Source organism: Dactylosporangium sp. NPDC006015 (genome assembly GCF_040614215.1).
In the GTDB taxonomy this organism is placed as follows: Bacteria; Actinomycetota; Actinomycetes; order Mycobacteriales; family Micromonosporaceae; genus Dactylosporangium; species Dactylosporangium maewongense.
Genome location: NZ_JBEXUD010000012.1, coordinates 262,438 through 275,193, shown reverse-complemented (window position 1 = coordinate 275,193; position 12,756 = coordinate 262,438). Strand labels below are relative to the sequence as shown.

10 protein-coding genes are annotated in these 12,756 nt (G+C 70.6%); 4 read left to right on the top strand and 6 right to left on the bottom strand.

The annotated features are described in order from the left end of the window. Positions 1-9 precede the first annotated feature (9 nt). From ABZ321_RS23660 to ABZ321_RS23650, 3 genes are read right to left on the bottom strand one after another with little or no spacing between them, the layout of a single operon-like run. Positions 10-1,029 (bottom strand): zinc-dependent alcohol dehydrogenase family protein, encoded by a 1,020-nt coding sequence (locus ABZ321_RS23660; RefSeq protein WP_354894626.1) that lies wholly within the window; start codon positions 1,027-1,029, stop codon positions 10-12. 26 nt (positions 1,030-1,055) lie between these two features. After that, the gene (locus ABZ321_RS23655; protein WP_344500117.1) at positions 1,056-1,382 is read right to left on the bottom strand and encodes a carboxymuconolactone decarboxylase family protein; all 327 of its coding nucleotides are present in this window, start codon (positions 1,380-1,382) and stop codon (positions 1,056-1,058) included. 43 nt (positions 1,383-1,425) lie between these two features. Beyond that, a complete protein-coding gene (locus ABZ321_RS23650; protein WP_354894623.1) occupies positions 1,426-2,304 on the bottom strand; it encodes a helix-turn-helix transcriptional regulator in 879 nt (292 codons plus the stop codon). A gap of 524 nt (positions 2,305-2,828) precedes the next feature. Between ABZ321_RS23650 and ABZ321_RS23645 the strand changes: the two genes are divergently transcribed. Beyond that, positions 2,829-5,675, top strand: a complete 2,847-nt coding sequence (locus tag ABZ321_RS23645) for a M36 family metallopeptidase (RefSeq protein ID WP_354894620.1) — start codon at positions 2,829-2,831, stop codon at positions 5,673-5,675. A 59-nt stretch (positions 5,676-5,734) separates the two neighbouring features. Here ABZ321_RS23645 and ABZ321_RS23640 read toward each other — a convergent pair whose 3' ends face one another. Then, complete coding sequence (locus ABZ321_RS23640) at positions 5,735-6,175, bottom strand: ester cyclase (protein ID WP_354894617.1); 441 nt, start codon at positions 6,173-6,175, stop codon at positions 5,735-5,737. Positions 6,176-6,263: 88 nt separating this feature from the next. On the opposite strand from ABZ321_RS23640, the gene ABZ321_RS23635 reads away from it, so the two are divergent. Further along, positions 6,264-7,376 (top strand): helix-turn-helix transcriptional regulator, encoded by a 1,113-nt coding sequence (locus ABZ321_RS23635; RefSeq protein ID WP_354894614.1) that lies wholly within the window; start codon positions 6,264-6,266, stop codon positions 7,374-7,376. A 128-nt stretch (positions 7,377-7,504) separates the two neighbouring features. Further along, on the top strand, positions 7,505-8,176 hold the full coding sequence (locus ABZ321_RS23630) for a hydrolase (RefSeq protein ID WP_344500107.1): 672 nt from the start codon (positions 7,505-7,507) through the stop codon (positions 8,174-8,176). A gap of 75 nt (positions 8,177-8,251) precedes the next feature. On the opposite strand, the gene ABZ321_RS23625 is transcribed toward ABZ321_RS23630, so the two are convergent. Further along, positions 8,252-9,793, bottom strand: coding sequence for a glycosyltransferase family 2 protein (locus tag ABZ321_RS23625; protein WP_344500105.1), 1,542 nt, complete (start codon positions 9,791-9,793; stop codon positions 8,252-8,254). Positions 9,794-9,973: 180 nt separating this feature from the next. Continuing rightward, positions 9,974-10,957, bottom strand: a complete 984-nt coding sequence (locus ABZ321_RS23620) for a glycoside hydrolase family 5 protein (RefSeq protein WP_354894610.1) — start codon at positions 10,955-10,957, stop codon at positions 9,974-9,976. A gap of 383 nt (positions 10,958-11,340) precedes the next feature. Between ABZ321_RS23620 and ABZ321_RS23615 the strand changes: the two genes are divergently transcribed. Next, the gene (locus ABZ321_RS23615; protein WP_344500103.1) at positions 11,341-12,681 is read left to right on the top strand and encodes a condensation domain-containing protein; all 1,341 of its coding nucleotides are present in this window, start codon (positions 11,341-11,343) and stop codon (positions 12,679-12,681) included. Positions 12,682-12,756: the final 75 nt, after the last annotated feature.

The following is a 12,756-nucleotide window of genomic DNA, read 5'->3' as shown; positions in this document are numbered from 1 at the left end:
TGACGCGCGTCAGGGCTGCAGGAGGACCTTGACCGCGCGGCGCTCGTCCATCGCCCGGTATGCCTCGGCGGCCTGCTCGAGCGGGAGGGTCAGGTCGAACACCTTGCCCGGGTCGATCGTCCGGCTGGTGATGAGGTCGATCAGTTCGGGCAGGAACCGCCGTACCGGAGCGGGCCCGCCGTGCAGGTGGACGCCGGAGTAGAACAGCTCCCGCCCCGGCAGGCTGACGTCGTGGGAGACGCCGACGAAGCCGACGTGCCCGCCGGCGCGGGTGGCGCGGATGGCCTGCAGCATCGACTCCTGCGTGCCGACGGCCTCGATGACCGAGTGCGCGCCGAGCCCGCCGGTGAGGTCCTTGATCCGGGCGACGCCCTCGTCACCGCGCTCGGTGACGATGTCCGTGGCGCCGAAGTCCAGAGCCAGCTTCTGCCGGTCGGCGTGGCGGCTCATCGCGATGACCCGCTCGGCGCCGAGCTGCCGGGCGGCCAGGACGCCGAGCAGGCCGACGGCGCCGTCACCGACGACGGCGACGGTCCTGCCGGGTCCGGCCTGCGCGGCGTCGGCGGCGAACCAGCCGGTGCCGAGCACGTCGGACGCGGTGAGCAGGCTCGGGATCAGGTCGGCGTCCGGCTGGCCGGGCGTGGCGACGAGGGTGCCGTCGGCGAGCGGGACGCGGGTGTACTGGGCCTGGGAGCCGGTGCAGCCGGGCTGGCGGTTGACGCAGTGGGTCTGGTACCCGGCCCGGCAGATCTCGCACGTGTTGTCGCTGGCGAAGAACGTGCCGACGACGAACTGCCCCGGCTTGACCGTGCGGACGTCGCTGCCGACCTCCTCGACGACGCCGACGTACTCGTGGCCCATCGGCGCCGGCTCGCTCACCGCGTCGGCGCCGCGGTACGGCCACAGGTCGGAGCCGCAGACACAGGCCGCGGCCAGGCGGATGATCGCGTCGGTCGGCTGCTCGACGGTCGGGTCCGGGCGGTCCTCGACGCGGACGTCGCGGGGGCCGTGCAGGACGGTTGCTCGCATGGTGCTGCTCCTCCGTGGATGTGATGTCAGCCGGCGAAGACCTGCTTGGCGACGGTGATCGCGGTCATGGCTTTCGGCCAGCCGGCGTAGAACGCGAGATGGGTGATGGCTTCGATGAGCTCGGTCTCGGTCAGGCCGTTCTCCCTGGCGCGACCGAGGTGGAAGCGCAGCTGCTCGGCGTCACCGCCGGCGACCAGGGCCGCGACGGTGACGAGGCTGCGGTCGCGGGCGGCCAGCTCGCCGCGGTTCCACACATCGGCGAAGAGCACGTCGTCGGTGAGCTCGGCGAGCTTCGGGGCGATGTCGCCGACGGCGCGGCGCCCACCGCCGACCTGCTTCGGCTGCTCGGGCATCGGGAAGTCCCTCCGGTCGGGATGGTCGGGATGGTCGGGATGGTCAGGCCTGGTTGCCGGCGACGTACTGCACGGCTTCGGTGGCGGCCCACGAGGCGAGCAGGGCGAGGGCCTGCGCGGCCGGTGAAGCCGGTGCGGCGGCGTAGATCGTCATGCAGATGCCGTCCTCGGCCCGCAGATCCATGGTTTCGTAGGCCAGCTCGAGCTCGCCGACGATGTGATGGCGGAACGTCTTGGTGCCGGTGCCGTGGATGCGCACGTTGTGCGCCGCCCAGCGGCGGCGGAAGTCGTCGCTGCGGGTCGACAGCTCGCCGACCAGGTCGTGCAGTCCCTTGTCGCGCGGATCCTTGCCCGCGGCGGTCCGCAGGTTCGCCACGAGCATGTCGGCGGCGAGGTTCCAGTCCGGGTAGAAGCGGCGCGCCGCGCTGTCGAGGAACGTGAACCGGCCGAAGTTCGGCGCGCCGGCGGCGCTCGCGTAGACGTCGCTGTACATGGCGCGGCCGAGCAGGTTGGCGGCGAGCAGGTCCTGCCGGTTGTTCACCACGATCGCCGGTGCGGTGATCGAGTCCAGTGTCCACTGCAGACTCGGCCGCACGGTGAATCGCTTGGGCCGGTGACTCGGCCGGACCAGCACGCTGCTGCCGTTGGCCTCCTGGGCCAGGCGCATCAGATGCGCGCGTTCGGCGTCGTCGAGCCGCAGGGCGCGGGCGATCGCCTCCAGGACCCCGGCGGAGACGCCGGCCAGCGCGCCGCGTTCGAGCTTGGCGTAGTACTCGACGCTCATTCCCGCCAGCGACGCCACCTCGCTGCGGCGCAGCCCGGGCACGCGCCGCTGCCCGGCCGTCGGGACGCCCGCCTGCTCCGGGGTTATCTTCGCGCGGCGCGTGGTGAGAAAATCTCGCACCTCGGCTCGGTTGTTCACACCTTCGACGGTACGGCGCGGCCTGCTGAGCTGCGATGTACTCCTGGTACACGCCTCAGAGTCGCGACAGATGTCGAACTGCGATATGGCATAATGCATTGGCACGCGAACGGTTGCCCATTCTTTGGGCTTGTGCGGCGAATGTCGGTCATCGCTATTGGTGAACATTCGCGCGAATAAAGCCGTATCCGGAAGTTCCCGTAAATCGCCGGGCACGCCCGTTGATCGATTTGCCCCTTGTCGCCCGAAGCGCCGCGCCGGCCGCCCAGCCGGGCCGGACCGGCTCCGAGCAAACTCCGAGCTATCCATTGTGGACGAAAGTGTGCGCGACCTGGTGTCCCTGCGCAGGGCCGTGATAGGCCCTATGAGATCAACTGGCGCCCCCGGAGCAACACACGCGCCCCCAACCAACCAGAGGAGAACCGATCGTGCGCAAATCTGGGTTGAACCCCAGGCGCTGGCGGGGCAGGACGCTAGCCGCGTTCACTGCCGCCGCCGTCGTGGCGACGGGTGCGGTAACCGCCGTGCCCGCCGCTGCCGATCCCAAGCCCAACCCCGGAAAAGCCCATGACGTCGACGGGCACGGCCCGCGCGACGTCGACAACCGCCGCGGCGGCAAGGCGCCGACCGCGAAGCAGAAGGCGGCCGCCGACCGTGTCGGCGGCGCGAAGGTCCGCTGGAACTCGCTCGGCCAGCCCGAGTCCGTCGGTCCGGACAAGGCCCTGGCCACCGGCCTGACCGGCGACCCGGTCGCTGCGGCCCGCCAGTACCTGCTCGGCAACCAGGACCTGTACGCGCTGGACGCCCCGGCCGTCGCCGCGATGGAACCCCTGCTGGTCCAGCAGCTCGGCACCGGCAACGTCGTGCTGCTGCGGCAGACCTTCGGCGACCTGCCGGCCGGCCACGACGGGCTCGTGTCGATCCTGATCGACAAGGGCAACGTCGTGCGGGTCACGTCGTCGCTGACGCGGGACACCGCCGCGCCGGAGCCGGCGACGCTGTCGGCGGCCGACGCCGTCGCCGCGGCCCTCGCCGACGCCGGTCTCACGGCCGGTCAGGTCAGCGAGCCCGACGTCATCGAGGTGGGCGTGCCCACTCCCGAGGATGGCGTGCGCGCCGCCTACCAGGTGAGCCTGGTCTCCACCGATGCCGACAACCCCACGGCGTACTCGACCTTCGTCGACGCGCGCACCGGCGGCATCCTGGTCCGTGAGGACATGGTCGACTTCGACTCCGACAACCCGACCTGGGCCGTCTTCCCGGCGACCGCGCCGCAGACGCTCCCGGCGGGCACCGACCCGCGGGTGACGTGGTGCTTCACCCCGGCGGCCAACTGCATCAAGCCCGTGAAGGACGCCGCGTCGGGCAAGGCCTGGGACGTCAACCAGGTGACCGGCCAGCCGACGTTCACCTCGTCGGGCAACGCGGCCAACAACGTGGTGCAGTGGGGTGGCGGCGTCGCCGCGTTCCCGGCGGCGACCCGGACGGACCGCAACTACACCTACCCGTTCACCGACGCGTGGCACGAGGCCAAGTGCAACCCCGACGTGTTCACCGCGGCCGGGCGCAACGACGGCGACGCGGCCGTGTCGAACCTGTTCGCCATGCACAACCGGATGCACGACTTCAGCTACCACCTGGGCTTCACCGAGGCCGCGTGGAACATGCAGGTCGTCAACATCCAGCCCGGCGGCCTGGGTAACGACCCGGAGCAGGGGCGCGCCCAGTCCGGCGCTCTCAGCGGCAGCCGCAACAACGCCAACCAGAGCACCGGCCGCGACGGCCAGGCGCCGACGACCAACATGTTCCTGTGGCAGCCCGTGGCCGGCTCGGCGTACCCGCCGTGCGTCGACGGCGACTACGACATGACCGTCATCGGCCACGAGTACACCCACGCCATCACCAACCGCATGATCGCCGGGCCGAACAACGGCATCACCGGCACGCAGGGCGGCTCGATGGGTGAGGGCTGGGGCGACCTGGTGGCGGCCGAGTACCTGTTCGAGAACGGCCTGCGCGCCGCCGGCGACACCCCGTTCGTCACCGGTGCGTACGTCACCGGCAACATGCACGAGGGCATCCGCGACTACGACGCCAGCAAGAGCCCGCTGAACTACTCGGACTTCGGGTTCGACCTGGTCGGTCCCGAGGTGCACGCCGACGGCGAGATCTGGGTGGCCACCAACCTGCGGGTGCGGCAGGAATTCATCAACCGCTACGGCCTGGGCACGCCCGAGCTGCAGCAGCAGTGCGCCGACGGTGCCGTCGACGCCGCCTCCTGCCCCGGCAACCGGCGCTGGATCCAGCTGATGTTCGACTCGTACCTGCTGCAGGCGGCCAGCGGCGCCACCATGACCAGCATGCGCGACAACATGCTGGCCGCGGACCTCGTCCGCTTCGGCGGGGCCAACCAGGACATCATCTGGAAGGCGTTCGCCGAGTCGGGCCTGGGTGAGGGCGCGACGGGTTCGTCGTCGGACACCGACCCGACGCCGAGCTTCCACTCGCCGTACGCCGACAACGCCACGGTGACCCTCCGGCCGATGGCCGGTTCCTCGGGCGCGAACGTCACGCTGTACGTCGGCGACTACGAGGCACGGGTGACCCCGGTGGCCGACACCGACCCGTCGACCCCGCTGCCGGACACGTTCCAGATCCTGCCCAACACCGAATTCCACTTCGTGGTCAACGGCAAGGGCTGGGGCAGCCAGAAGTTCACCGCTTCCTTCAAGCCCGGCAAGGCGCAGGACCTGAAGCTGAAGCTGCCGCAGAACGTGGCCTCCTCGACGCTGGGCGCGGTGGCGTCCGGCGACGGCGTCAACGTCAACAAGATCAACGACGAGACCGAGGGCACCAACTGGGCGTCGGTGAACGGCGTGGCCGGCAAGCAGGTCACGATCGACCTGGCCGGCGACAAGCCGGTCAACGTCCACTCGCTCAACGTCAGCGCCATGCTGCGCCCGGCTCTCCGGGGCGACGTCGACGCCAGCACGGCGAACCAGAACCGGTTCAGCGCGCTGCGCTCGTTCGCGGTCCTCACCTGCAACGCCACCACGGCCGACTGCAGCAAGGACGCGAGCTACACGGAGGCGTTCCGCAGCACCGACGACGCCTTCCCGGGCGGCGCCTGGCGTCCGGTGGCGCCGCAGCTGAACCTGCGCGCCTTCGACATCCACCCGACGCTGGCCACGCACGTGCGTGTGGTCGTGCTGACCAGCCAGTGCACGGGCAACCCGCTGTACGCCGGTGAGCAGGACAACGACCCGCGGGCGAACACGGACTGCGCTGCCAACAGCCAGTTCCGCAACGAGGTCCGCATCGCCGAGGTGCAGGTCTTCGGCTCCAGCGGCAAGATCACGCCGGAGCAGTAGCCCGGCACCGTCAGGGCCCCGTCGGCGTCGTCCGGCGGGGCCCGCACGCGTTCAGGCGCCTACCCGATCAGGCCGAGCTGCTGCAGGTGGCTGACGTCGTCACGGACGCCCCAGTGGTCGGTGACCCGGCCGTCGGCGCCGAAGCGCATCCAGTGCATCTGCCGGAACCGGAACGGGCGCCGCGTCGGGGCGTTGCCGAGGAACGGGCCGAGGTGGGTCCCGGCGTACCAGTTGCGCATCACCACCACGTCGCCGACGCCGGTCATGTCCTCGATCTCGGTGCGGGCGTCGGGGAAGGCGGTGCGCAGCATGGAGACCAGCCCGGCGACCGCCTCCGTGCCGGTGCGCAGCGGCTCCGGCGCGGTGTGGTTGACCAGGCCCGGGGCGAAGTGCTCGGCGATCAGGTCGGTCCGGCCCTGATCCATGATCAGCTCGTAGATGCGACGCATGGTGTGCTTGTTGCGCTCGACGGTGTCGTCCGCCGGCAGTGAGATCGTCATGACCCGAACGGTAGGGACGCGCCGGCGGGCCGCCCATCCCCAGAATTCGGGGGTCCCCGCCGCGGGGCTGGGCACTAGCGTTGAGTCCATGCCCGAGACCGCCCAGGAACGCACCCGCCGCGCGGTGCTGCGCCTGTCGCATCTGGGGCTGGACCTGACGACGTACCGCACGCGGCTGGACGCCGTGCTGCGCGCCGCGGTCGGCTGGGACCTGGCCGCCTGGTCCACCACGGACCCGGCGACGCTGCTGTTCACCAGCTGCGTGCTGGTCGGCCGCGACGAGGACCACGCCCTCGAGCAGCGGCTGTTCGACCTGGAGTTCGGTGAGCCGGACGTGAACACGTTCGCGGCGCTGTTCGCCGACGGCACCGTCGCCGCCGGACTGCACGAGTCCACCGGCGGCGACCTCGCCCGCTCGCCGCGCTGGCGCGGGCTCCTGGCCGGGGTCGGGGTGAGTGACGAGCTGCGGGCCGTGTTCACCGACCGGGGCGAGTGCTGGGGCACCCTCGTCGCCTACCGGCTGGGCGGCCCGCCGTTCACGACGGCGGACGCGCAGCTGCTCGCCACGCTCGCCCCGGTCATCGGCGACGGGCTGCGGCGCTGCCTGCTCAGCGCCGCCGCGGACGCGCCGCCCGGCCTGCCGGAACCGCCCGGGGTCCTCGTCATCGACGCCGCCGGCGCGATCACCGGGCGCAGCGCCGCCGCCGAGCGGTGGCTGGCCGAGATGGACGGCCCGGACGCGCTGCCGAGCGCGGTGCGCTCCGTGGCCGCGATGGCCAGGGCCGCGGGTGCCGGCACGGGCGGCGCGACCCCGGCGCAGGGCCGGCTCCCGCGGCGCGGCGGCGGCTGGCTGCTGCTGCACGCGTCCCTGCTCGGGGGCGACGCCGGCCAGGTCGCCGTGGTGATCGAACCGGCCCGCCAGACGCACCTCGCCGACGTGCTGGTGCGGGCCTACGCGCTGACGGGCCGGGAGCGGCAGGTCACCGAGCTGGTCCTGCAGGGCCGCTCCAACGCCCAGATCGCGCGGGCGCTGGGCATCGGCGTGCACACCGTCGGCGACCACCTGAAGTCGGTCATGTCGAAGCTGGCGGTGTCGAGCCGGACCGACCTGGTCGCCGAGCTCTTCGGGCGCCACTACCTGCCGGCGCGGCTCAGCGGGTCGCTGCCCAGCCCGTACGGCTGGTATCTGCCGCCGGCCTGACCGGACGTCAAGGGCCGTGGCGAAGTCCCGCCGCATGATCCGGTAGGGCGCGGGTAACTGTGGGCGAGCCGGATCAGGACGCCGGAGGAAACCAGGATACGACCCTCAGCACCAGCTAGGAGGACGTCATGGTAAGCCTGCCCAAGCGGAACCCGGAAAAAGACCACCTGCTGACTCCGGAGAACGCGGCCCTCGTCATCATCGACTACCAGCCGCCGCAGATCTACACGGTGCGGTCCATGGACACGGGCCGGATGGTCAACAACATCATCGCCCTCGCGCGCCTCGCCCGGGTGTTCAATGTTCCGACCATTCTCTCCACCGTCAACGTGAAGTCCGGCGTGAACCCGGACACGATCCCGCAGTTGAGGAACGAGATCGCCGACCTTCCCTCGTACGACCGGACGCAGATCAACGCGTGGGAAGACAAGGAGTTCCTGGACGCGGTGAAGGCCACGGGCCGCCGCAAGCTCATCATGTGCGCGTTGTGGACGGAGGCGTGCCTGCTGTTCCCGAGCCTGGACGCGCTCAACGAGGGATACCAGGTGTTCCCGGTCGTCGACGCGCTCGGCGGCACCACGATCGAGGCACACGACAACGCGCTCGAGCGCATCAACCACGCCGGAGCCCAGCCCACGACGTGGAACTCGGTGGCGTGTGAGCTCCAGCGCGACTGGGCCCGCACGGAGACGGTCGAGGGCTTCCTGCAGACCGTCATCGACCAGAACGAGGACTGGGGCTGGTACGAGGAGATGCGGGGACGCGGCAAGCGGCTCCAGGTCCCGGTGGGCGCGCGATAGACAGCCGGATCATCTCCCCCGCACCGCGTCGGCCTTCGACCCGCCGGAAACGGGTCGAAGGCCGATCCCTGTGGGTCATGAAGGCTTCCGGATGACCATGAACCTGTGCTCGGTGCGCCGGGCGAACTTCATGGATCCGCGCAGTCCAGGGATGCTCTCCATCATCCCGAAGACCGGGATCAGCAGGATGACGACCGGAGGCTCCCACCACTTGCGCCGGCCGTCGCCGGACACCACGGCGTTGAGCCGCAGGCCCTCCCAGTACATCCAGATCGTGTAGGCCATGTTCAGCGCCCAGAACGGAATGATGAAGAGCGCCACCGGAGAGGTGTTGCGTTCGGCGACAAGGATGCTGAGCGTCATGACGACCGCGACGTTCGTGATCGGGCCGACGACCCACGACGCCACCGAGTACCCGAGCAGCAGCCGGTTCCGCAGCTGCAGCGACCGGTTGAACACCAGGGCCGTCAGCCCCCACGACCAGCGTTCGCGCTGACGGACGAAGTCACGGAGGCCGGCGGGCGACGCGCCGTAGCACCGCCCGCTGAACCAGGCGCTCCGGCCCTTGTAGCGGGCACTGAAGATCAGCGCGAACTGCGCGTCCTCGACGATGCTCCGGGGACCGAAGTCCCAGCCGATCGTCGCCTCGATCGACGCCCGCACCAGCAGGAGCTCGCCGTGCACGCCCGCGCGCGGGGTGCCGCTGCCGGTCCAGGCCGAGAAGCGCCCGACGTCCTCGGCCGGCCGGACCGAGTCCGCGAGCCAGGTGAGCGTGTTCACGGCGTATTCGCGCGGGTACGTCAGGACGCCCTGAGCCAGGTGCTTGGCGTCGGCGCCGGCCTCGAACTGCTCCTCGATGAACCGGGCCATGGTCAGGGCGGTGTCGGGGCCGACGCCGGTGTCGTCGTCCATGTGCAGCACCCACACGTCGTCGCGGTTCTCCCGCTCGTGGATCCGCAGCTCGTGCGAGTAGTTGGTGACCCGCGCCTTGAACTTCGTCCCGTTCGCGGTGTGGTACCGGCTCGGCACGACGACGAGCCGGATCAGCTCGCTCCGCGCGGCCAGCCCTGCGATCCTGTCCGCCGCCTCGCAGCCCTCGTCGATGACGATGTCGATCCGCAGCCGCGGGAAGCACGGGGGCAGGTAGGTGAGGTAGGACTGGACCGAGCGCTTGAGCGCGGGGTAGGTGTCGTTCCGCCCGATGGTGGGGACGACGACGATCAGGAAGCCCGCGCTCACCGTCACCCCGCGGCCGGACCAGCGCGCCTCCGACTCCCGCAGTGTCCTGCGGGTCCGCCGGATACCGACGATGCCGGTGATCGTGGTGATGATGGGCCAGGTCCACAGCACGGTCAGCGGCCAGCTGAGCACGCCGGTGGCGAACGGGTTGACGAACCAGAAGTCACTCGCCACGACGACCAGATAGGACAGGATCAGCGGCCAGTACCCCGGCCGCCAGCGGGCGAGGCCGCGGTGCGGCCCTCGCGCCTGCCTCGGGCCGGACACGGTCTGCGTCACCTGGGGCTGCCCTGTGGCCTGCGCTTCCCGGTCCGCGAGCCAGGCGTCGCGATGATGCCAGGCGTCCCGGTCAGGAGTCGCGGTCTTCGACGCTCTCACGTTCGCCTCCCCCTGCGTGCGCGTTGTCGCTGGGCGATGGGCTACTACCCGTGGACAGCTCAGGGGTGGCTTGGGTGATGGTGCGGAAGTCGGCCCTACTTTCGGAGTAGTACCGATGTAGCGGGCCGTTGCCACTACAGGCCGGCGGGGGCGGCGGCGCCCCCGCCCGCGACTGCCGCTCTATCGGGCCATCGCCCGATCGCCGTAGACGGTGGCTTCCTTCGCGGTCGCCTTGATGCCGTTGGCGCTGTTGAAGAGGTGCTGGCCCCACTCGGTCAACCGGCCGGGGTCGAAGCCGGTGGCCAGGTCGAGGTACTCGACGCCACCGCTGTTGCCGCTCCACGACCAGCCCAGGTATCCGATCCCGCGGGACTGCGCCTCGTTCATGATGGTGTCCTCGTCCACGTCGCCGTCGGTGTGCTTCCACCCGAACTCACCGACCACCAGCGGCAGCCCGGCGTTCTGGAAGGCGTCGTAGTAGTCGGTGACCTTCGAGGCGGTGCCGTACACGCCGTACATGTGGACCGAGAACACGATGTTGCGCCGCGGGTCGCTGTTGAACACCGACGTGGCGTTGCTACGCATGACGCCCGACCAGTCCTGTCCCCAGTTCGGCCCGTCGACCATGATCAGGTGTCGCAGGCCGGCGTCGCGCAGCTTCTTGACCGCGCCGCTCGTCGCGCCGGCCCAGCCCGCGGTGTCGGTGTTGCCGTACGGCTCGTTGCCGACGTTGATGACGACGAAGTTCTCCTGGCCGGCGAGGACGCTCTTCAGCCCGGTCCAGTATCCGGCGGCCGCGTCCAGGTCGGTGGCGTCGTCCTTCTCGCCGTGCCCGGTGGTGTCGTGGTACTCCAGGACACAGATGAGCCGGTTCTGCTTGCACCTCGCGATGACGTCGGACACCTCGCCGGCGCCGACGTCGTTCGTCAGCACGACCCGCAGGGCGTTGGCACCCAGCCGTTTGATGTCGGCGAACGCCTGGTTCTGGTCCTTGTGCCAGGCGTACGGGTGACTGACGCCGCGCATGACGAAGCTGTTGCCGTTGGCCTCGACGATGTTCCTGCCGCTGACGTGGAGCCCGACCCCGGTCCCCGTCTGCAGCGACTGCGACGACCGAGACGGGTGCTTGACGGCGAGCATGAACGCGATGAACGCGGCGCACACCACTCCCACGGTAATGACTGCTTTTCTCATGATCTCCCTAGGCTTCGGTCGCCGACCGGAGAAGGCACGGGCGACTCCACGCCACGCGGCAGGCGCACACGTGGCGGGGTTGAGTCGGGCAAGGAAGCGGGCGGCGCCGGCGGCCACCTCGCCACCGGGTGGCCACACAGGACCCGAAGGACGCCCTGAACCCGGCGACGTGCCGCCGAGTGTACGGCCCCGCCGATCACCCGCAAAGTCATCCTGGCGCGTTGCCGCACGTCAGCGGCCCTGACGACCCACCATCCGGAGCGTCGGCATCGCGGTACACCTATCTGTAAAGAAACTGTACGATGCTGCCGGGTGATCGATGAACGCCGCGGTGACACGGAAGGACCGGTGGCATGGCAGAACAGATCATGGTCGCCTTCGAGGGTGAGGGTGCCGGTGTCGACGACCTGTCCTGGGGCCAGCTGGACCTGTGGATGGCGATGCGCCGCCAGAACTCCTGGCTGCCCATGGGCGGCGCGACGCCGCTGCCCGACGACACCAGCCTCGCCGACGTCGTGGAGAACCTCCGCTACCTGATGAGCCGCTACCAGCCGATGCGGACCCGGCTGCGCTTCGACGCCGACGACAGGCCGTCCCAGGTGGTCTCCAGCTCGGGTGAGATCGCGCTGGACGTCGTCGAAGCGGGCGATGACGACGACCCGGCGGAGCTCGCCGACGCGATGCGGCGGCGGTACGAGGAGACCGACTACGACTACGTGACGCAGTGGCCGATGCGGATGGGTGTGGTGGTCCGGTCCGGACGGCCGACGCACCTCGTCGCCATCATGTGCCACCTGGTCACCGACGGCTCGGGCGCCGCGGTGATGATCGCCGAGTCCGGCGCGCGGGTGGCCACGCCGGTCAAGGGGATGCAGCCGCTGGAGCAGGCCCGCTGGCAGCGCTCACCGGCCGGTGTCCGGCAGAACGAGGCGGCGCTGCGCTACTGGGAACGGCTGCTGCGGACCATCCCGTCCCGCCGGTTCGCCGGCTCGGACGACCCGCGGCAGCCACGCCACTGGCGGGGCGAGTTCAGGTCCCAGGCCCTGCACCTGGCGACGCAGGCGATCGCCGCCCGGGCCGGCATGGACGCCTCGCCGGTGCTGATGGCCGTCTACGGGGTGGCCCTGCACCGGATGACCGGGATCAATCCGGTGGTGTTCCGGCCCACGGTGAACAACCGGTTCCGCCCCGCCCTCGCCGACGTGGTGTGCACCGTCGCCGAGAGCGGTCTCTGCGCGCTGGATGTCGCGGGGGTACCGTTCTCCGAGGCGCTGGCGCGGACCCAGCGGGCGGCGATGACGGCGTACAAACACGCCTACTTCCATCCGGTACACCTGCAGGACCTGATCGCGAGCGTGGCCGCGGAGCGGGACCCCGACTTCGACCTCGGCTGCTTCTACAACGACCGGCGCATCACCACCCGGGCGGGCGCCACCGGCCCGGCCCCGACGCCGGACCAGATCCGCGAGGCGCTCTCCGGCGGCAACACCACGTTCCGCTGGACGATCCGGCAGGACGACCCCTTCGAGCGGCTGTTCGTCCACATCGACGACGTGCCGGACACGATCCAGATCACCGTGTTCATGGACACCCACTTCGTCTCGCCCGGCGACGCGGAGGCGTTCCTGCGCGGAATGGAGGAGGTCGCCGTCGAGGCCGCGCTCGACCTGGTGCCGCAAGGCCAGACCCGGTAGGACGACGCCTTCCCGGTTCAGCGGGCCCGGCGCGGGTAGGTGTACATCTGCCCCTGCGCCCGCCTCCGGGAAGGA